We start from the raw sequence: 21,891 nt of genomic DNA on the forward strand, positions 1-21,891 counted from the left end.
TCAAAAATCAAATCGGTACTCGCGTTCAGATTCAGTGATACTCTTCTTGAAAGCCTTACTTTGGAACATGCGATGGGCATAATTACGCAAAGATTTGGGTAATGACTCCCAATCCAAACCATAATGTTCCAAACGCCATAAAAATGGCACCAAATTGGTATCCACTAAGGTCATGTCAGTATTCATAAAGTAAGGGTTTTCACTGAAAAGCGCCTCAGCAGCAACCAATTCACCGGTTAAATCATTGATGGCTTTTTGTTTCTTCTCACCCACACTGTTTTCAATTTTGTCAACGTAGCGGAACCAACCGTTTTCAAGCCTATAGACAGTGAACCTCAGTCTTGCACGGGTCATTGGATCAGGTGGCATCAGGGGTGGATGTGGATACCTTTCATCTAAATATTCTGTGATGACATTAACACCATAGAGGTGCATATCGCGGTCAACCAGAGTTGGAATCTCTAGTTTGGGGTTGTTTGCTAGCAAGTCTTCTGGCGGATCGGATCGATCGACCGAAATGATTTTGCAGTTGATGCTTTTAGTGGCCAAAAGGAAACGAATTCGATGTGAGTCAAATGCGTCTGTCTCTGAGTAAATGGTTATAACTGATCGTCCACGCTCGATAATAGACACCTATAATTTCTCCTTTGTTCTAACGTTAAAAGGGTTTTCGCGGTACAAGACCACAAAAACCCTTTATATTACCAAATTTTGGCTTTTTTGTTAAGTATGGCTGTTTCAGCCAGCTCAGTGAATGTCTCTGAAATAGTTAACCTTCAATAAATATGCCATGAATGTAAACAACGACAAAAACAACAAAACCCAAGGGGCGTAGGACATGCGAATTAACTGAGCAGGTTCTGAAGAATAGTCCAAAAAGTTAACCAGGTCACGGGCCAAATCTTTGTACTCTTGTTCACTCAGTAAACCAGCTTCTACCATCTCAAAATTCTGGAAATCTTTGTGCTCATTGCCATCTTCATCATCATAAATATCAAAGTTGGCCTTTCTGATACCTTGTAATTCCCATAACACGTGTGGCATAGAGGCATTTGGCAGGGTTAAATTATTCCAACCTGTCACAGAATTTGGATCAGCATAATAGTTAATCAAAAAGTTGTACAACCAATCCAAACCACGCGCTTTGGCAATTACTGATAAGTCAGGTGGTGTTTTACCAAACCATTCTTTGGCTTGAGCATCACCCATGCTGATGGTCATTTTGTCGGTGAACTTGGCATCAGTCAAAACCAAACCATTCATCATCTCATCTTCTGACAACTCCAAGTCTTCGGCCACGCGGTTGTAACGCTGAAAATCCATCGAATGACAACCCATACAATAGTTCATGTATGTTTTGGCACCGTTGCGCAAAGACTCAGTTGAACGGATGTTGGTCTGAACTTTTTCGCCAATGTAATAGTCACCTGCAGCCATCAGTAATGGACTGGTGGTTAAAAACATCAATAGTATAATTTTTTTCATCAGTGGTCCTCTATTCTCTCAGGCACTTCGTGGTATTTCTCATTGCGGCTGTAAAAGAACAACCAAACAAAATAGAAGAAATAGAAGGCTGTCAAAACCTGCGCCATTAATTTGTACAATTCAGATGCCGCCTGCATACCCAACCAACCCAGGATACAGAAAGACACAGCAAACAAACCCAGCATCAGTTTAAATGGCCACCTGCGGTAACGAACAGACCTGACAGGCGAACGATCTATCCAAGGCAGGAAGAACAACACAATGATGGCTGCAAACATAATCAATGCACCTAATTGCATGTCAGGTACAGCCCTTAACATGGCATAAAACGGCGTGAAGTACCATACTGGTTTAATCAGTGCCGGAGTAACCAACGGATCAGCCGGAACGTAGTTGTCATGCTCTAGGAACAGGCCACCCATATCCGGTTTGATAAACACAATGAACAAAAATATCAACAGAAAAACACCCACACCAAAAATATCTTTCACAGTGTAGTAGGGGTGGAATGGAATGCCATCTAGTGGCTTACCGTTCTCGTCTTTGTGTTTTTTGATGTCGATACCTTCGGGGTTGTTTGAACCCACAGTATGTAGCGCAGCTATGTGCAATACCACCAAGGCGACAATAGCCAATGGTAAAGCCACCACGTGCAAGGCGAAAAATCGATTCAAAGTGGCATCAGAAATAACGTAATCACCACGCACCCACTCAACCAGGGCATCACCAACAAACGGCACTGCACCAAATAGCTGTGTGATTACTTTTGCACCCCAGTAAGACATGTTACCCCAAGGTAATACATAGCCCAGGAAGGCTTCAGCCATCAATGCCAAATAGATCAACATACCAATGATCCAAACCAACTCTCTGGGTTTTTTGAATGAGCCATATAACAGGCCACGGAACATGTGGAAGTAAATCACCACAAAAAAGGCTGAAGCGCCAGTGGTGTGCAGGTAACGGATTAACCAACCCCATGGCACATCACGCATGATGTATTCAACCATACCAAATGCTTTATCAGCATCTGGTTTGTAATGCATGGTCAGCCAAATGCCGGTGACAATTTGGTTAACCAATACCAACAAGGCCAATGAACCGAAGAAATACCAAAAGTTAAAGTTTTTTGGTGCGTAGTATTCAGATAAGTGGTCTTTATAAAATTGTGTCACTGGAAGTCGGTCATTGATCCAACCACCGATACCACCTTTACTGCTTGAACTGGCAATTTTACCCATTATACTTGCTCCCCATCGTTACCAATTTCGATGGTTTTATCATCTAGAAATGTGTATGGAGGGATATCCAAATTACGACTGGCTGGCGATCCCGAGAAAACGCGTCCAGAAATATCGAACCTAGAGCTATGGCATGGACAGAAAAATCCACCTTTCCACTCTGCATCAAACTGTTGAGGTACCAAGTCTGGATAATATTTCGGCGAACAACCTAAATGCGTACAAATACCAACCACAACCAAGAGGTTCTCTTCTCTTGAACGGTAAAGACCATCAACGTATTCAGGCTGTACACTGCTGGTCGACTCTGGGTCTTTCAGCTTGTCGTTGAGTGATTCTAAAACACCAACTTGTTGGTCGGTTCTGTTAACCACGAAAACCGGTTGGCCTCGCCACATCACGTTCAGCATCTGGCCTGGCTCAAGCTTTGAAACATCAGCTTTCACTGGACCACCGGCGGCTTTGGCGCGCTCGGAGGGCAACCAGGATTTGAGAAAAGGCACAGCTGCAAATCCAGCACCTACAGCGCCTAAAGCGCCGGTACTGAGCAATAAAGTGCGGCGACTTTTATTGACATTATCAGTCATTGAATTAACCCCTAATGAATGTATTCTTGAGAACTGAAGTCGCGCTCAAGATGAATCTATTATTAAATCGCGGCAATTTTACAAGATTTTAATGATATTTCATAGCTAAGGCGTAATTTAATCATCAAATAGTAATTGCGGCAAATAGGCTTTGCCAGGTTCTTTTTTGATTAACAACAATGGCGGGAACTCTGAAATGTTTTATGAGTCCATACCATGGCTATTACCATAACATGTAATTTCATATACAATCACCTCACAGCAAACGTAACAGACCTTATGAGCGCCACACTAAAATTCATCACTAAATATGCAGTCATTGGTTTGGCATGTGCTTTCTTATATGTATTGATTTCGGGAAAAATCAACCCCCAAGATAAAACTATTCAACAACCTCAATTGTTGTTTTCCTACGCACCAGCAATCAATCAAATAACCACCTCTGTTGTCAGCATCCACATCCAAAGTAACCAAAGACGACCTATCAACGCACCCGGCATTTCACCGCGCACACCTTATCAAACAAAGAATTACTTGGGCTCAGGTGTTATCGTCTCAACCAATGGACACATCGTAACCAACAAGCATGTGATTGATGGTGCCACCCGCGTGGTGGTTTACCTGTGGGACAACCGGGCTTTTGAGGCCAGCTTTGTGGGTGCTGACCCACTTTCTGATTTGGCCGTGATCAAAATCAATGCAGCAGACCTCAATCCGGCGGAATTTGCGGACTCCGACTTGATTAATACCGGTGATGTGGTGCTCGCGGTTGGCAATCCCTATGGCTTGAACCAAAGCGCTTCACTCGGCATCGTCAGCGCCACAGGTCGACAGGGTTTGGTTGAGAGTCAAGCAGTACAACTAGAAAACTACATTCAGACCGACGCTGCCATCAACCAAGGTAACTCTGGTGGCCCATTGATTAACCCCCTGGGCCAAGTGGTTGGCTTAAGCGCTGCCAGCTATGGACAATTTGGTGCCGAAGGCATCAACTTTGCCATTCCATCTAATACCACTGTGAGAATAGTCAACGAATTGATTGAACATGGCAAAGTCCTCAGGGGTTGGGTTGGCCTGGGCTTTTTGATGGATGCAGGTTATGCCATGTATGGTATTCCCAAACCAGCCAAAGGCATCATGGTGCACAAGGTACATCCAGACAGTGCCGCCGATTTGGCCGGCATCAAAGCGATGGATGTCATCACTCACATCAATGATCAAACAGTCAATTCGTTTGAACAGTATCGCAAGATACTATATGAAAACAGCATTGGTGATGCCGTCACCTTAACTGGTTATAACCAAGACGGTGATTTCAGCCATAACTTGACCATTGAACCACCACTGAGCACTGGCTGAAGCAAAACAAATGGCCGCCATAAAAACGGATTTACGTCACAATTCAAACATTAAGTCATGGTTTTATTTGGACTTATTGATTAAAATTTTAATCGCTGATTATAATCACCTAAAGAAATAAGTACGTGCCATGCCACTCCACACTAAATTATTGATGCTGTGTCTGTTGTTATTGATCCCTTCAATAGCAGCTGCCAAAGAGCGTCCAAAAATTGGCCTGGCATTGTCTGGCGGTGGCGCCAGAGGCATGGCGCACGTAGGTGTGCTCAAAGCGCTGGAAGAAAAAAACATACCGATAGATTACATTGCAGGCACATCCATGGGAAGTATTGTGGGCGGCCTTTACGCCACTGGTATGAGCCCAGAAGATCTAGAGTGGGCCATTCAATCGGTTGATTGGGACGATGCCCTGAAACCGTCACCCAAAAGAAAGCTCAAAGACTACCAACAAAGACAAGAGGAAAAAGACTATTTTGCTGATTTAGAGATTGGTATTTCAAAAGAAGGTGCTAAATCAGGTACAGGACTGGCTGGTGACCACAAAGTGATGTTGGAATTACAAAGGTTAGTCGGCACTTTCAATGAACAAGACTTCAACCAATTTCCCATACCATACCGGGCGGTGACCACAGACCTCAATGAGGGCGAACCTTATGTTATTGAGCATGGCGACTTGGCCATGGCCATGAGGGCGTCGATGGCAGTACCTCTGGTTTTTGGACCGGTAAAACACCAAGGCAGGATGTTGGTTGATGGTGGCATGCTGAATAACTTACCGGTGGATGTGGTCAGAGCGATGGGCGCGGACATTGTAATTGCAGTGAACATTTCATCGCCTTTGGCCAAAGTCAATGAGGAATCCTCGGTACTTGCTGTAACCTACCAAAGCATTGATGTGGCGTTGGTACAAAATACCAAACGTTCATTGAAACAAGCTGATATCGTGATTCAACCTGAACTAGAAGGCATTGATGCAGGGATGTTCAATCGAGCCGAAGACATGATCAATGACGGCTATTTAAGCACTTATGCAATTTCTGAGAAATTACACGCTCTGAGACTACCTGAACATCAATACATCACCCATTTGGAAAGCCGCAATTTTCTGCCACGAGAAATTCCCAGCCGCATTCGCTATGTCGAGTTCACTGGCAACAAAAGAACTTCTTCATCACGCCTGATGGCTAAGGCAGATGAATTGATTGGTCAAGAGTTCAAAGCCAAACTGGTGCAAGACTTTGTTGATCAAGTGGTCGCCAAAGAAGAAGACATTCAGGTCATCACCTACCACGTCGCTGAAAACGATGAGAAAAACAAAGGCATCGTTTTTAAAGTCCAGGAAAAACGTTGGGGGCCTGATTACCTCAAATTCGGGCTGAAAGTGGCCGATGATTTCGACTCAAATACCTTGATATCATTGTTGGTACGACACCACCGTTACAACATCAACAGCAAAGGCGGCCGCTGGATCAACGATTTAAGTATTGGCTCAATCCTATCGTGGCAAAGTGAACTCTATCAACCGCTGGATTTTGAAAGCACTTATTTTGCCACCGCCAACATCGACACCATCAAAGACACACGGCGATTTTATAACGGCTTGGATGCCACCGGTGAATACGACCACAAAAAATTTGGTTTCGGCTTTAACTTGGGATACAACCCAGACATCAACAGCGAACTCAGGGCTGGTATTTGGTATTTAGATGAGAGTATCGTGCCAGTTATTAATGACATCGATTTTGAAACCGCGATCAATCGCACCATTGGACTGAAAGTCAATTATGGTTATGACACCTTAGATAAGGTCATCGGTGCCAGAAACGGCTACGACATCAAAGCTGAGTTAGGAATTTTTGACCGGGTCCAATTCCTTAGTTTTGACGGCTTTAAGCGTTTTCCTTTTTTCGAAAAATCAGCCGCCCACCTGCGGGTTAAGTTTGATTTCACTGATCTGGTGGACAATGATGAGTATTTCAAAGCCTATGGTGGCATTGATGATTTTGCAGGCTACCCCACACAGTCTTTGTTAGGCTTAAATGCGTTTTTATTTGAGCTGGGTTGGTACACACCATTCAGTTCATTGGATCTACCCATCATTGGTGCACCCGATTTGACATTCAAAACCCACTGGGGCAATGTCTGGCAACGAAACATCAATATAGAAGACATGATTTACGGTTTTTCTGCCGGTGTTTCATTTGATGTACAGGATACTGTGATGTTCCTTGGCACCGGTTACAGCCATGATGGTGAAGCGCGTTTTTATCTGCGTTTAGGTACCGGATTTTAAACACCTTACAAACAGTATATTAACAACCACTTAGCCAAATCTGAACACATCAACCTATATCATGAGCAGCAGTCAACCACAATGAACTGATAAAGAACATGCAAAAACCAAACACGTCACTACTGACTTTTTTCTTCACCCTGTCGGTGAGCACCAACACTTTGGCCCAAAACCCATTGGAATTGATTTTAGACGGCTACGCTTATGAAGTCTTCAGTGATGTACTGATTGACCTGCCTAACAAGACTTTTACCATTGCTGACTCTGCAGCAAGTAATTGCCTTCAGCCATCAGGTTCAACTCCCTTGAACACGCCTGGCAACTTCACCCTTGAGACCAATAATCAGGACATTGGTATTGAAAGGAATCGTTTGGTAGTTGCTGCGAACTTATTGTACTTGACCAGTGAAACCAGCAATTTGCTTTGTGATGATGGAGTTTTTGTCGATCAGATTTTTGTCCAAAGTTTCGATTCAACAGGTATTTAAATATTTATGCTTAAAGCCATAGGTGTTATTAATTCAATAAATCAACCAACCAAGCCTCATCAACCACTGCTATACCAAGCGCCTCGGCCTTACTTAGTTTAGATCCCGCATTCTCACCTGCCAAAACATAATTGGTATTGTTCGACACAGCTGAAGTCACTTTGGCGCCCAAGTCTTGCAAGTGTCGCTTTGCATCAGCGCGGGTAAACACACTGAGTTTACCGGTCAATACTACGGTTTGATCTTGTAGCGGCTGACTGCCCGAATCACGGCTTTCAAACTCCGGCCAATGGATACCAGCATCGAGCAAAGCTTCAATCACCTCAATATTTGATGGAACAGCAAAGTAACTGGTTATTTTTTGTGCCACCACCGAACCCACATCTGGCAATTCCACCAAGCGCTCTTCGTCGGCAGCCATGATATCAGCTAAGTTTTTTAGCTCCTTGGCCAAAGTCAAAGCGGTGGCTTCACCCACCTCACGGATGCCCAAAGAATAAATGAATCTCGGCAGCGTGGTGTCTTTGGATTGAGCAATGCCCTGCAATAAATTCTGTGCTGACTTTTGCGCCATGCGCTCCAAACCGGATACTTGTGACTCACGTAAATGATACAAATCTGCTGGATTGTTAATCAATCCTGCATCAACCAATTGTTCAACCAATTTATCACCGAGACCCTCGATATCCATGCCTTTCCTGGAGGCAAAGTGTTTGATACCCTCTTTTAATTGGGCATCACAACTGAGACCCGCTGGACAGCGCAATACAGCCTCACCTTCAACCCTGTGTAATGCGGTGTCACACACTGGGCAATGACTGGGCATTGCAAAAGCGGTGGTTCCATCAGGTCGTTTAGCAAGCACCACTTTCACCACTTCGGGAATCACATCACCGGCACGCCTGACAAAGACAGTGTCACCGACTCTGACGTCTTTGCGTTTAACTTCGTCCTCATTGTGTAAGGTGGCATTGGTCACTGTGACACCACCTACTGTGACCGGCTTGAGTCTGGCAACTGGTGTGATGCTGCCAGTACGCCCCACTTGTACATCGATGTTTTCAACCACTGTAGTAGCCTCTTCGGCTGGAAACTTGTGTGCAGTTGCCCATCTGGGTGATTTGGTTACAAAGCCCAAAATTTGCTGCCAAGCCAAATCATCAACTTTGTAAACCACGCCATCAATGTCAAAATTCAAATCAGGACGCTGCCTGCCAATATTCTTATAATAATCCTCACAACCAGAGTGACCAGTGACCACATCATTCAAATGATTGACCGGTAAACCCAATGACTTAACCCAAGCCAAAACTTCGCTGTGACGAGCCAAATTATGCGCCGGTTCAACCACGCCGATGGAATATGCATAAAAGGCCAATGGTCGCTTAGCTGTTTTCTTTGGATCCAATTGACGCAGTGATCCAGCGGCACCATTGCGGGGGTTGGCGAAGACTTTCTCGTCATTTGCCAGCGCCCACTGATTGTATTTCGCAAAACCATCTCGCGGCATAACCACCTCGCCTCGAACTTCGAACACATCAGGAATATCAGTGCCGCGCAAACTCAGCGGTATTGATTGAATGGTTTTGATGTTGGCAGTGATGTCCTCACCTGTTTGACCGTCGCCGCGCGTGGCTGCTTGCACCAACTGACCTTGTTCATAGCGAATACTAACGGCTAAGCCATCCAATTTGGGCTCTGCAGAAAACTCAATTTGGTTGACACTTTGCGCGGATTTCTCTAGTAACTTACTGATGCGTTCAGTGAACTCGGTTAATTCTTTGGCACTGAAAACATTACCCAGTGACAACATTGGCAAAGCATGTTTAACTTGTTCAAACTTACTCAGCGGCTTATCGGCTATGCGTTGTGTGGGTGAATCAGCCGCCACCCATTCGGGGTTGTTTTGCTCGATTTCAAGCAGTTGTCTATAAAGCCGGTCATATTCAGCATCGGCGATTTGCGGCTCATCTGACACATAATAATGATAGGCGTGCTCATTGAGCTGTTCTTTGAGCGCATGATACTCTTCGTGGCTGAAGTGATTGCTCATGTTTCGGTGCTTTCAAAAGCACGCATTTCCTCTCGCATTGAGGCAATTCTCTGTCGAGAAAAGCTGCTGTGATTCTCATCCGTTAAGGACCCATCAAGCAACTCCTCCATTCGTTTGGCCACAGGAAACATCGTATCCCACAAATCCAAGGCGTTCATTTCACCTGGCAAAGTCATGATAAAAACCAGACCAGTGGTTCTCAAATCCGGATCAAACACACCGGGCTTTAACATGTTGGCCACCAAGAACAAGGCTTTCTTCTCGGTTCCAATGCGCCTGTAACGATAAAACAAATGATCTTCACCATATTCCAGCCCTGCTTTGGCTGAAGCATCTTTGATTTGGTGCCAATCGAATTGTAATCCATCCTTGGCATGTAAAAACAAGGTCACCAGTTTTCTCTCTGAGGTCTTTTCAGGCTGTTGCTCTGACTGGCTACTCACTGCGGTCTCTGTTTCTTGCACATTGATTTCTGGTTCAATCTGAAACAGTTCATCCTCGCTGATTTCTGCTCGCGTATGAGAAGGCTTTCGGGTGTGCATGAAATAAATCAAGCCCAGTACCAACAAGCCAATAACAAAAATAATGATTCTTAATTCAAACGCAGACACAGTTTAATGATGCTAAAAAGATAAGTAAGTGAATCATACAAAAACCCTCTGAAGACTGCAACCAATTGCGACTGACGTTGCTTGACATTAACACAAATCTAGGCAGAACCTGACCAGCAAAAATGTATTTTTTGATAAAAAAAAGATGCATTCCATTCAAATATATGGCTTTTTGTTCATTTTTGTGATTGAAGTCTCGGTTTTATTTGGGAAAATAAAAAACTAAGGTGTAAAATAATGTTACAAAATTTGATAGGGAATCAAATTAATAAGTAAGAAAGATTCAGAGGTGAACAATGAAAAAATTAATCTTAACAGCAGCCATCTTGTCAAGCACCACAGGTGTATTGGCAAGAGCGACATCAGAGGCGGAGAAACATGCCATAAATGTACAGGAAAATCAAAAGGCTCAAGTGGTGAACAAAGGAGGCCCTGCATTCTACACCGTGGGTGATACCAATGACTGTGATTTCAGGCTGGGTACAACCAAAATTCAAGATGCACTGGATGATGCACTGACTTTTGGGGTTCCCGAAGTCAGAGTTGCCATCGGCACCTACCAGGAAAACCTAACTATCAATGATTACAGCGTTACTTTGAAAGGTGGCTATGCCGATTGTGCTGCGGCCGTTGCTGATAATCAAACAGGGCTACCAAGCGCTACGGTTATCGAAGCAGCAACTGCTGATCCTGTGGTGCTGATCACTGGTAACACACAAAGAAATGTGATTACTTTAGACACTGTACAACTCACTGGAGGAACAGGTCAAGGTTTTGCTGCAGGCGGGGGATTAACATCCTTAAATTCCGATGCCAGTTTGAACCTGAACAACGTGTGGATTGATTTCAATACTGGGATTCTTGGTGGTGGTATCTCTTTGATACTCGGTGACACTGATTTAGTTGCGTTCAACTTGATGGTAGCCAGTAACACTGCTGATGAAGGTGGTGGTATCTACTGTGATGGCAGTGGCACTTCATCGGTCTTTATTGATGGAGAAGCCAACAATGGCTATGGTATTTTTAATAACCAAGCCACCAGCGGCAATGGTGGTGGTGTGGCTCTGGTCAGTGGCTGTAATTTCACTTCCTATGTGGGCACTTCAGGCGGGTTTCTAGACCTCAAAGGCATTCAGGGTAACAGCGCCACAGAAAACGGCGGCGGTATTTATGCAGCCAGCGGCAGTACGGTGAACCTCAATGGTGCCCAATTCTGTTTCTTTGGTTGTAATGGCTACAACGAGGAACCCGTACTAGTGGCCGGCAACGAGGCCAATTCGGATGATGTTGATGGTGGCTTTGGAGGTGGTATCTATGCCACAGGCAGTGGCACAAGGGTTAACTTCACCAACGCTTTGATTGTTAACAACGATGCAGACCAAGGTGGCGGTATGTATTTGGCTGATTTGGCCGAAGCCACTGGCGGCATCGTCACCACTGACTTATTTGGCAACTCAATTGAATGTTGGAGCCCTGGCTCTTGTAATCAAGTCAATGAAAATACAGCATTAACTACTGGCGGTGCATTCCGATTGGATACAGGTGCCACTGCAGATCTTAACCGCACCCATATCCAAGGCAACCGTGCCAATTTTGGTACTGCCGTTTATGCCTTAGCTGCTGATACCAGTTTTGAAGGTGAGGGCTTATTGGTAACCGGCAATGGCGATAATGGTGCCGATGGTTTCTCTGATAACAATGTGTTCAGACTGCTCTCTGGGGCAACTATCAACCTCAGTTGGAGTACTGTTGCAGATAACAACATCAATAACGACGATGAAATTATTGATAACGGCTCATCCAGTTTGAGACTGCAATCAAGTATTGTGCATGAAAACAACCCCGTTAACATATATGATTCATCTTCGCCTGTTGTTGGTGTGTTTGATTGCATGATAGTACATGAGGACACTTCGATTGTTGGCACCACTTTCGGCATCACTGTGGACGACCCTGAATTCATAGATCGTGCCAATGGTGATTACCACATTAATCCCAACACATCACCAGCGGTCGATTATTGTGATGACTTCAATGCCCCAGAGTTTAGCGACTCAGATGGTGATGAGCGCGGCTTTGACTGGTCCAACATCAGTGACAATTTTGGCTCTTTTGATGTCGGTTACGATGAACAAACTGACATCATATTCAAAAATGGATTTGAAACTGCCGGTGGCATTTTATAACATCAAGTAAGAGTAAAGAGCCTGGGACGGCTCAAGACTTAGTGAAAACCCCGGCAATGCTTTGCTGGGGTTTTTTTAATTCAATGACTCAGAACAAATCAACGTAAAGCGCAGCCACATCCATTGGTTTGGCCAACGTTTCAGGGTTTTCTGCCGGCCAAGCTTTGGCTCGTAATTGGGTGTGCATCGGCGGCGGTGTCATGATTTCGACATTCACACCTTGGTTCTCACACTCTTGGGCCAGAATCTTAGCAAACTGTTCTATCGCTGCTTTACCCACGCCATATTGTCCCCAATAGGCCTTGGCCAAAGTGCTTTGATCATCCGATGTAAATACAATGGTGCCTTTATTTTTCAATATCATTGGCAACAAGGCTTGGGTTAAAAAAATCGGCGAATTGACATTCACCTGCATTTCTTTCAGCCACCTCGAAGCTTCATACAGCAAAAAGGGCGTTAAACTGCCGAATTCAGCAGCCGTATGAATCAGACCATCCAAGCCTGAAAAGTGTTGTTTGATGACTTTGGCCAGTTCCAGATAATCATTGGGTGTGGCACCAATCAAGTTCATCGGGTAAATCACTGGCTCTGGCAATTTCCTTTTGACCAATTCGTCGCACAAGCGATCCAGTGCCTTGGGGTTTTTATCGCTGACAATCAAATTGGCACCTTGTTGTGATAATTTCACAGCAAGGGCAGAGCCTAAACCGCCACAAGCCCCGGTTAAAAAAATGGTTTTATTGCTTAATTTTAAGTCACCCGACATGATGATTAACTCGAATAAGGTGGAAGAATTCTATCAGTTTTTTTTCATAATAGAAAAATAAAATCAGATTAAGGTGATTTGTGTTTCACTTGCCAAATCATATTTAAAGCCATCACAACTGGTTAATAATTTGTATTAAGTTGTCGGCTGGCATTCAGAAAAGTTGTGTTATCATCTATGCCCTTGGTCGTGGTGTGGCTTTCTACCAAAGTGTGCGCTATGTAATTCTTAATCAAAAAACTATAACAATATGAATACAACCAGTCAGCTAGACAACTCTACAGCGAATCTCGATCCTCAAGTCCTGAACCACCCGGCAGGACTTTTTATTTTATTCTTTACTGAAATGTGGGAGCGTTTCAGTTACTACGGTATGCGGGCACTTTTGGTGCTCTTTTTGGTTACTGCCATCGATGGTGGGGGCTGGGGTTGGTCGCGTGAAAACGCCGCCATTTTGTATGCTTGGTATACTGGTTTGGTCTACTTGACACCACTGGTTGGTGGCTGGATTGCCGACAAGTTCTGGGGCTTTAAAACAGCTGTGGTTGTGGGTGCGTTGTTGATGACATTGGGGCATGCTGCTCTTGCTGTTGAAACCGTTTCAAGTTTCTATCTGGGCTTGGGCCTTTTGATTGTTGGTAACGGCCTGTTTAAGCCAAACATTTCTTCTATGGTCGGCGGATTGTATAAAGACGACACCAAGAAAGACGGCGCTTATACCATTTTTTATATGGGCATCAATGCCGGCGCGTTCTTGGGCATCATGCTGTGTGGCTACGTCGGTGAAACAGTTGGTTGGTCTTACGGCTTTGGACTGGCGGGCGTATTCATGTTCTTTGGCTTGTTACAATTTTATTTTGCCCAAAGCGTATTTGGTGACAACGGAGCCAAACCGCAAAAAGCAATCGATTTAGACCCAAGTGAAGTGGCTGATACCAAACTGACCAACATTGAAAAAGACCGCATCATAGTGATTGGTGTTTTATCACTTTTCGTTATTGTATTCTGGTGGGCGTTTGAACAAGCCGGTTCTTCTATGACAATATTTGCAAAAGACTACACCCAAAGAGTACTGACCGGAAGCACGGCAACCATATACGTCTGGGCCAATTTCTTTTTAACTGTGGTGCCCATACTGGTGGTCACATGGGTCTTGGGGTTATTATTCAAGCAAACCTTCAAAACCATCCCGCTTTCAAATGCGTTCCTGGGCTTTAGTTTTGTCTTAATTTGGGCGATTGTGATTTGGAAAGTTTATACTGAGTTTTCTTCAGCCAGTGAAATTGAAGTGCCGGCCTCTTGGTTCGGTATTTTGAACTCTTTCTTCATCATCACCTTGGCACCTTTGTTCTCAAAAATTTGGGAATCAAAATACAACCCATCAGGCCCAGCTAAATTTGCTTTGGGCTTAATCTTCGCAGGTATCGGCTTTGCTTTCTTGGCCTATGGTGCGATGGGCATTGAATCTGGTGCAAGTACTGCATCGGTATCTATGTTTTGGTTAATAGCTGCTTATTTCTTCCACACCACTGGCGAACTCTGCTTGTCTCCAGTAGGGCTGTCATATGTCAGTAAATTAACCCCTAAACGCTTACTTGGCCTGATGTTTGGCGTTTGGTTCTTAGCCAACTTCTTTGCCAACCTCTTAGGTGGTTTAACCGCCAGCACCATTGATGCGATGAATGAAGCCATTGGCTTATCTGGCTTTTTCTTGGTATTCACAGCGATACCAATTGCGGCAGGTTTGATCATGTTCATCATCTCACCTTTCTTGAAAAAGCGCATGCACGGTATTCACTGACTCTTGTGTTTTGAGTTTAAAGGCACCATGACTGAAAAGTGATGGTGCTTTTTTTGTACCTGAGATTAAAAACTATGCCTATTTATACTTATGAAAACCTCAACAAAGACCAGCACTGCACTTATTGCTTGGGTGGCTTTGATGTGATGCAAAAACTCAGTGATAAAAAACTAACTCATTGCACCTATTGTGGCTATCCAGTTAAAAAAATCATCAGAAGCGTAAACCTCCAAGGCTCCATAACTGGCTCAAGCCAGTCCACATTGAGCCAAAAAAATATCGAAAAACAAGGCTTTACCCAATACCGCAAGGTTGGTAAAGGCAAATATGAAAAAAGCGCCGGTAAAGGCCCGGATACCATTGATGCAGATTAAGGCAAGAATCGGCCTCAATTTCACAAGCAATACACACCCCACTGATACAATCCGAAGGTTTTAACTTAGGGAGACACCAATGAAAAAACTTTTAATCGCAGGCCTGTTTGCTGGCATGGCTATGACCGCTCAAGCAGATAATCACGAGCACTCAACATCCGACCTCATCAAAGAGGCGATGAAATCTGAATTGAGAACAGAGGCAGAGACGGACCGAGACAGAAATCGCAGACCGGTTCAAACCTTAGAGTTCTTTGGTTTGAAACATGACATGAAAGTAGTTGAATTGGTACCCGGTGGTGGCTGGTACACGAAAATTCTGGCACCGGTATTGAAAGACGATGGCGAGTTGATAGTGGCTCTGGGTACTGGTCGTGTTGAAAGCATGATCAAAGACAACAAAGCATTGTCACACGTCCAAGTGGGTGCTGAAGCATCTAACATTTACCGCAAAGAAGGGGCTCGTTTCTATTCCTTAGAAAATGCTGATTTGGGTGTTAAGAAAGTCGATATGGTATTGACCTTTAGAAACTACCACAATTTTGCTGAAGACGGTCGCATGGCGATGAACGATGCTGCTTGGGAAGCTTTGAAAATGGGTGGCATATATGGAGTGGTTGACCACACCAGACGACACATGGAAGGCAACAACGACGAAAACCGCCGCCGTTTTGACCCAGTAAAGGCCATCAAAGAAATTCAAGCTGCTGGTTTCGAATTGGTGGATTTCTCTGACATACACTACAAAGCCGATGATGAGTTGGAATACGAAGTGGGCAGAAAATCAGTCACCGGTAACACCGATCGCTGGACGCTGAAGTTCAAAAAAGTGAAAAAATAATTTGGCAATCAAAGTTAGCCAATCAGAGCCACTGGTTATTCCAGTGGCTTTTTTTATGTCCAAAATATCGCTCATAACATATGCTTAGCTGTTACTTACAATTGCTGGTGTTGCACCACCGTTAAAAGTAATAAAGGTATGCCTATTTGATATTTCACAGCAGAATTATAGACATCTATACTTCCTTTTCATGTTTTTTATTTGGAAGTTAAATGTTAACAAACTTGGGCGATGTGACACCTATTGACCAACAAAAACTGTCTCAACTCGACACTGTTTTAGCCAGCCTCAGTGCACAACAAAAAACTTGGTTATCCGGTTATTTAGCGGGTCAAGTTTCGACACAAACACCACCAGTGGCTGCTGAAATTACCAATCAACCACATACAGCTTCATCACTGACAGTGCTTTATGGTAGCCAAACCGGTAACGCCAAATCACTAGCCAACAAATATTACCAAACAGCACAGCAAGAAGGCCTGACTGTGCAATTGGTATCCATGGCAGACTTCCAACCCCGACAAATAACCAAGGAACAGTATTTGGTGCTTATAGTCTCAACCCACGGCGAGGGTGATGCGCCAGATGATGCGGAAATATTATATGAGTATTTGTTTTCACCCAAGGCACCCAAGCTGAAACAACTTCATTTCAGTGTTTTGGCTCTGGGCGATTCGAGTTACGAGCAATTCTGTCAAACCGGCATTGATTTTGATCAACAGCTGGAAAAACTCGGCGCCCAAAGAATGACCAACCGAGTCGATTGTGATTTGGATTATGAAGAACAAGCAGCTAACTGGCAGCAAGAAACTTTAAACTTGCTCATAGAAAAGCTCAAAACAACTGAGTTCAAAGGCTCTAATGTGGTGCCACTGACAACCGCGATAAATGACACCACAAATACAATCAGTCGCAAGCAACCCTTCGCCGCTGAAATTCTGGCATCACAACGCATCACCACCACTGAATCCAGCAAGGTGGTTTATCACATAGAATTATCATTGGAAGGATCAAACCTGAGATACCAAGCCGGTGACAGTCTTGGTATCTGCGCCCCTAACCGCGCGGATGATGTGACCGCTTTACTCCAGCAATTAAAACTGGATCCCTCAACGCCAGTGACTTTTGATAAGCAGCAACATGACTTACAATCAGTTTTAATTAGTGAACTGGAAATCAGTTTGCTGAACAAGAAGTTTTTACATCAGTATGCCGAAAACTTTAATCTATCGGAGCTTTCACAACGCATCAGCAGCCACCAAGGTTTTGTTGATTTGACAAAAACTTGCCAATTAATTGATGTCATGACTGCATATCCAGCTGCTATAGATGCCCAAACTTTGATTGATCATTTACCCAAAATCACACCACGATTGTACTCCATCGCTTCAAGCCATCATGCCAACCCTGATGAAGTGCACTTAACCATTGCCTTAGTCGATGGCAAAGAAACGCGCATGGGCTTAGTCAGTGGCAGTTTCCACGGCACTTTGGATGTAGGAGATCAAGTCAACATATTCATTGAACCCAACAACCATTTCAAACTGCCGGAAGACCCCCAAACGGCCATCATCATGATAGGCCCCGGTACTGGGGTCGCACCATTCAGGGGCTTTTTGCAAGAACGTCAGGCTTTGAAACATACCGGTGATAATTGGTTATTCTTTGGCAACCCTAATTTTGATCATGACTTCCTGTATCAGCTGGAATGGCAGCAGTACCTCAAAACTGGATTGTTGAGCCGCATTGACTTGGCCTTCTCACGTGACCAAGCAGAAAAAATCTATGTCCAACACAAAATAAAAGCCCATAGTGCGCTTATTTGGCAATGGCTTGAGAAAGGTGCTCACATCTATCTATGTGGTGACAAAGACCACATGGCCAAAGACGTTGAAGCTGAGTTGATACAGGTCATTGAACAACATGGCCAGCTCGATAACGCCGAAGCAACTGCTTATTTACAACAACTCAAACGTCAAAAACGTTATCAAAAGGATGTCTATTAAGATGAAAAAGCAAAAATTAGAGGCCGTTGAAACAATCAAAACTGCCAGTAACTATTTACGTGGCGGCATTGCTGACGGCTTGGATAACAATGTCACGGGCTCATTGGCAGAAGACGACACACAGTTAACCAAGTTCCACGGCATTTACCAACAACATGATCGCGAATCAGTGGTCACTCGGCGCAAGCAAAAACTCGAACCGCTTTATAGTTTTATGATTCGTGCTCGTGTTCCAGCTGGCATTTGTACCCCTGAACAATGGTTGGCGATGGATGATTTAGCGGTTCAATACGGTGGTGGTTCAATCCGTTTAACCACCCGACAAGCCTTTCAATTACACGGTGTGATTAAAAAGAACCTAAAAACCACCATTGCATCGATCAACCAATCATTGTTAGACACCATCGCTGCCTGTGGAGACGTGAACAGGAATGTCATGTGCACGCCTAATCCCCATCAATCTGAAGTGCACCAACAAGCCTATCAAGCTGCTGCTGCCATCAGCAGTCACCTGACACCACAAACCACCGCGTACCATGAAATTTGGCTGGATAAGGAAAAGGTCGCTGGCACACCAGATATCGAGCCCATTTATGGTGAAACCTATTTACCGCGTAAATTCAAGATTGCAATGGCCATTCCACCGGCCAATGATGTGGATGTTTTTGCCCACGATTTGGGCTTTATAGCGGTAGTAGAAAAACACCAACTGATTGGTTTCAATGTCACTGTTGGTGGCGGTATGGGCGCCACTCATGGTGATTTAGAGACCTTCCCCTTGTTGGCTCAAGTGATTGGTTTTTGTGCCGTTGACCAAGTTACACAAGTGGCCGAGCAGGTGGTCAAGATACAGCGAGACTATGGCTGTCGCACCAACCGCAAACATGCGCGTTTTAAATACACCATCGATGATCGCGGCATCGACTGGTTCAAACAAGAACTGAACAAACGTCTGGGCTGGTCACTACTGGCAGAAAAACCCTTCGAATTCAAATCCACTGGAGATGAGTTCGGCTGGTCAGAAAATTACGATGGCACCTGGAACTTGTGCCTGTTCATCCAAAACGGTCGAGTCATTGACAGCGATTCACTTGCCCTGCGCAGTGCGCTGAAACAAGTCGCTCATTTAGATTATGGCGATTTTCGCATCACCGCCAATCAAAACTTAATCATTGGTCAATTAACCGCTGATGAAAAAGCGGTGGTCATTGATACCCTAACGCCTTTTGGTGTGCTTGAAAATAACCGCCAATCATTGGCCCAACTCAATGGCATGGCTTGTGTGGCTTTGCCCACATGCTCATTGGCGATGGCTGAGGCTGAACGTTACTTACCCACATTATTAAATAAAATTGAAAATTTACAAATCAAACACGGCATTCAGGACCGGGCCATCATCACACGCATGACCGGTTGTCCCAATGGCTGTGCTCGACCTTATATGGCTGAGTTAGGTTTTGTTGGCAAAGGGCCAGGTAAATACAACATGTATTTGGGCGGAGAATTCACTGGTACACGACTGAACCGAATGTACCTAGAAAACATCGATGAGGACACCATCCTTATAGAGTTGGATGCTTTATTTGCAGACTATGCCAGCAACGCGTTGGATGGTGAGTGGTTTGGTGATTTTGTCATTCGCCAAGGCCATATTGATGCTGTGACACATGGCTCACAAGTTCATTTACCTCTGGCGGTGGTGTGATGATTGATCTGAGACAACTATCCGTTGATCAACGCGTCGCTTGGGCTTTTGAACATTTGCCCTCGCAGTATGTGTTAACTTCAAGTTTCGGGGCACAATCGGCAGTGTGCTTACACTTACTGACGCAACACCAACGCGATTTGCCAGTGGTATTGATAGACACAGGCTACTTATTCCCAGAGACTTACCAGTTCATTGACGAATTGACTGCGCGACTGAAGCTGAATTTAAAAGTCTACAAAAGTGAGCTTTCACCCGCTTGGCTTGAGTCCAGATACGGCAAATTGTGGCGCAAAGATCTGGCTGGCATTGAACAATACAACCAAATCACCAAGGTCAAACCACTGGAGCGAGCCTTCAAAGAGCTAAAAGTAAAAACCTGGTTTTCTGGATTGCGCAACAGTCAAGCGGCATCCAGGGCACACACACCGATGGTTGAACAAAAAGGAGACATCACCAAGTTTCATCCCATCATTGATTTTACTGATCGCGATGTTTATCAGTACCTAAAAAAACACCAGCTGCCTTACCACCCCTTGTGGGAAAAGGGATATGTTTCTATTGGTGATGTTCACACCACCCGACCATTGAGTGCGGTTAATGACGTTACGCAAACCCGTTTTCATGGCCTGAAAAGAGAATGTGGTATCCACGAAATCAATTTTTAATGCAATTTTACAGACGCTGGCGGGTCAGAGCGACAAGCCCATCAAACCAAGCCATCTTGCGCAACCGCCTTTCATCTAGATGATGTGCTTTTGTTCAGTTTGCTTTTTTCAAAAGATGAAAGCAGGGAAGCAAGATTCATTCGGCTTATAGCGGTTGGCACGCGCAGCGGGTCAGAGCGACAAGCCCATCAAACCAAGCCATCTTGCGCAGCCGCCTTTCATCTAGATGATGTGCTTTTGTTCAATTTGCTTTTTTCAAAAGATGAAAGCAGGGAAGCAAGATTCAAATATGCCACACTGAATCTACCGGCAAGGATTGTTTCTGTGGATCAACCACCGCATTCTCCTGATCAATGGCATCTTGTACTTGATTGCTTGATACATGCGGCGCAAACAAGGTGATGAACTCCTGCATGTACTGGCGCAAATACAAACTCGGTTGGAACGCTATCCAGGTAGAACACAACGGTAAAATGTCTTTGGTCTCCAATGCCACCAAATCATCATCAATACCCGCTTCAATCGCCATTGAGGCAATGATACCAACCCCAAGGCCGGAACGCACATAGGTTTTGATCACATCCGAATCTCGGGCTGTAAAAACGATTTGAAAATCTAAGCCTGCTGCCCGAAAAGCTTTGACCAATGATGAATTTTCTTGATCGTTATAAACATAAACAATCAGTGGTTCTTTGGATAATTCTGCCAACGTGATGTTTTCTTTGTCCGCCAGATGGTGATCTTTTGGAACCACCACATACCGCTGCCACTTGAAACAATCAATCTTAACCAGCTGTTTGTCATCAGATATGTTACCTGATGCAATGGTGAAATCAGCTTCGCCATCACGAATTGATTGGATGTTTTGTTTGGATGTGCCTTGGTGTAAATTAACTTTAACTTCAGGAAACTTTTGATGAAATGATTTAATTACCGCAGGCAATACATACCTGGCTTGGGTGTGGGTTGTGGCAATATTCAATCGCCCTTGTTTGACTTGGCCAAGCTCCTTTGAAACCGCTGAAATATTTTCTATTTCTTTCAGCGCCCTTTTGACCCGCAGCAAAACTTCTTCACCTGCAGCAGTCAATGCAACCAATGATTTGCCTTGTCTTTTGAACAATGAAACGCCCAGCTCGTCTTCGAACATCCTGACTTGGCGACTGACACCTGGTTGTGAGGTAAACAGCGCTTTGGCCGCTGCGGTTACGTTAAGGTTCTCTCTGCACACGGCTTCAAAAAACCTAAGTTGCTGTAATTTCATGCTTTTATCGCTAAACAATTATGAGTCTTAGTTTTATAAGAGACAGGTTAACTGATAATTTCCTTACATGCAAGTTTTAGACATCTAAACGTCCAATAAAAAAAGGTTATATGAACATACCTATTTGGTATTTTTACAATCAATGCACCATCTGTAATATTGA

The 21,891-nt window shown here is 44.3% G+C and carries 18 protein-coding genes; 10 read left to right on the forward strand and 8 right to left on the reverse strand.

Annotation, left to right across the window (positions count from 1 at the left end; translation table 11 throughout):
• The 4 genes from QNI24_RS06955 to petA all read right to left on the reverse strand — a co-directional run bounded on the left by QNI24_RS06955 (position 1) and on the right by petA (position 3,313).
• The gene (locus QNI24_RS06955; protein ID WP_267175194.1) at positions 1–633 is read right to left on the reverse strand and encodes a glutathione S-transferase N-terminal domain-containing protein; all 633 of its coding nucleotides are present in this window, start codon (positions 631–633) and stop codon (positions 1–3) included.
• Positions 634–747: 114 nt separating this feature from the next.
• Positions 748–1,485 (reverse strand): cytochrome c1, encoded by a 738-nt coding sequence (locus QNI24_RS06960; RefSeq protein ID WP_267175193.1) that lies wholly within the window; start codon positions 1,483–1,485, stop codon positions 748–750.
• On the reverse strand, positions 1,485–2,726 hold the full coding sequence (locus tag QNI24_RS06965) for a cytochrome b (protein WP_267175192.1): 1,242 nt from the start codon (positions 2,724–2,726) through the stop codon (positions 1,485–1,487). The genes QNI24_RS06960 and QNI24_RS06965 overlap by 1 nt, the downstream gene beginning before the upstream one ends.
• Positions 2,726–3,313, reverse strand: coding sequence for a ubiquinol-cytochrome c reductase iron-sulfur subunit (gene petA / locus QNI24_RS06970; RefSeq protein WP_267175191.1), 588 nt, complete (start codon positions 3,311–3,313; stop codon positions 2,726–2,728). Before petA ends, QNI24_RS06965 begins: the two co-directional genes overlap by 1 nt.
• Positions 3,314–3,592: 279 nt before the next feature.
• Here petA and QNI24_RS06975 point away from each other — a divergent pair, with 279 nt between their 5' ends.
• The 3 genes from QNI24_RS06975 (at position 3,593) to QNI24_RS06985 (ending at position 7,453) form a co-directional block, all read left to right on the forward strand.
• Positions 3,593–4,672, forward strand: coding sequence for a S1C family serine protease (locus QNI24_RS06975; RefSeq protein WP_267175190.1), 1,080 nt, complete (start codon positions 3,593–3,595; stop codon positions 4,670–4,672).
• A gap of 130 nt (positions 4,673–4,802) precedes the next feature.
• Entirely contained in the window at positions 4,803–6,965 is a 2,163-nt protein-coding gene (locus QNI24_RS06980) for a patatin-like phospholipase family protein (RefSeq protein WP_267175189.1), read from the forward strand.
• A gap of 98 nt (positions 6,966–7,063) precedes the next feature.
• Positions 7,064–7,453, forward strand: coding sequence for a hypothetical protein (locus QNI24_RS06985; protein ID WP_267175188.1), 390 nt, complete (start codon positions 7,064–7,066; stop codon positions 7,451–7,453).
• A 28-nt stretch (positions 7,454–7,481) separates the two neighbouring features.
• Here QNI24_RS06985 and ligA read toward each other — a convergent pair whose 3' ends face one another.
• Both ligA and QNI24_RS06995 read right to left on the reverse strand, forming a co-directional pair.
• Positions 7,482–9,506 (reverse strand): NAD-dependent DNA ligase LigA, encoded by a 2,025-nt coding sequence (gene ligA / locus QNI24_RS06990; protein ID WP_267175187.1) that lies wholly within the window; start codon positions 9,504–9,506, stop codon positions 7,482–7,484.
• On the reverse strand, positions 9,503–10,117 hold the full coding sequence (locus tag QNI24_RS06995) for a cell division protein ZipA C-terminal FtsZ-binding domain-containing protein (protein ID WP_267175186.1): 615 nt from the start codon (positions 10,115–10,117) through the stop codon (positions 9,503–9,505). Before QNI24_RS06995 ends, ligA begins: the two co-directional genes overlap by 4 nt.
• 296 nt (positions 10,118–10,413) lie before the next feature.
• Between QNI24_RS06995 and QNI24_RS07000 the strand changes: the two genes are divergently transcribed.
• Entirely contained in the window at positions 10,414–12,303 is a 1,890-nt protein-coding gene (locus QNI24_RS07000; RefSeq protein ID WP_267175185.1) for an autotransporter outer membrane beta-barrel domain-containing protein, read from the forward strand.
• A gap of 88 nt (positions 12,304–12,391) precedes the next feature.
• Here the strand turns inward: QNI24_RS07000 and QNI24_RS07005 are convergent, their stop codons facing one another.
• Complete coding sequence (locus QNI24_RS07005) at positions 12,392–13,069, reverse strand: SDR family NAD(P)-dependent oxidoreductase (RefSeq protein ID WP_267175184.1); 678 nt, start codon at positions 13,067–13,069, stop codon at positions 12,392–12,394.
• A 250-nt stretch (positions 13,070–13,319) separates the two neighbouring features.
• On the opposite strand from QNI24_RS07005, the gene QNI24_RS07010 reads away from it, so the two are divergent.
• The 6 genes from QNI24_RS07010 (at position 13,320) to QNI24_RS07035 (ending at position 20,464) form a co-directional block, all read left to right on the forward strand.
• Complete coding sequence (locus tag QNI24_RS07010; RefSeq protein ID WP_267175183.1) at positions 13,320–14,870, forward strand: peptide MFS transporter; 1,551 nt, start codon at positions 13,320–13,322, stop codon at positions 14,868–14,870.
• 74 nt (positions 14,871–14,944) lie between these two features.
• Complete coding sequence (locus QNI24_RS07015) at positions 14,945–15,244, forward strand: FmdB family zinc ribbon protein (RefSeq protein WP_267175182.1); 300 nt, start codon at positions 14,945–14,947, stop codon at positions 15,242–15,244.
• A 79-nt stretch (positions 15,245–15,323) separates the two neighbouring features.
• On the forward strand, positions 15,324–16,085 hold the full coding sequence (locus tag QNI24_RS07020; RefSeq protein ID WP_267175181.1) for a class I SAM-dependent methyltransferase: 762 nt from the start codon (positions 15,324–15,326) through the stop codon (positions 16,083–16,085).
• Positions 16,086–16,297: 212 nt separating this feature from the next.
• On the forward strand, positions 16,298–18,091 hold the full coding sequence (locus tag QNI24_RS07025) for an assimilatory sulfite reductase (NADPH) flavoprotein subunit (protein ID WP_267175180.1): 1,794 nt from the start codon (positions 16,298–16,300) through the stop codon (positions 18,089–18,091).
• A gap of 1 nt (position 18,092) precedes the next feature.
• A complete protein-coding gene (locus tag QNI24_RS07030) occupies positions 18,093–19,796 on the forward strand; it encodes an NADPH-dependent assimilatory sulfite reductase hemoprotein subunit (RefSeq protein ID WP_267175179.1) in 1,704 nt (567 codons plus the stop codon).
• Complete coding sequence (locus QNI24_RS07035) at positions 19,796–20,464, forward strand: phosphoadenylyl-sulfate reductase (RefSeq protein ID WP_267175178.1); 669 nt, start codon at positions 19,796–19,798, stop codon at positions 20,462–20,464. The genes QNI24_RS07030 and QNI24_RS07035 overlap by 1 nt, the downstream gene beginning before the upstream one ends.
• Before the next feature lie 283 nt (positions 20,465–20,747).
• On the opposite strand, the gene QNI24_RS07040 is transcribed toward QNI24_RS07035, so the two are convergent.
• Positions 20,748–21,728, reverse strand: coding sequence for a LysR substrate-binding domain-containing protein (locus QNI24_RS07040; protein ID WP_267177639.1), 981 nt, complete (start codon positions 21,726–21,728; stop codon positions 20,748–20,750).
• Between the last annotated feature and the right edge of the window lie 163 nt (positions 21,729–21,891).

This window comes from Marinicella marina (assembly GCF_030065545.1).
GTDB lineage: Bacteria > Pseudomonadota > Gammaproteobacteria > Xanthomonadales > Marinicellaceae > Marinicella > Marinicella marina.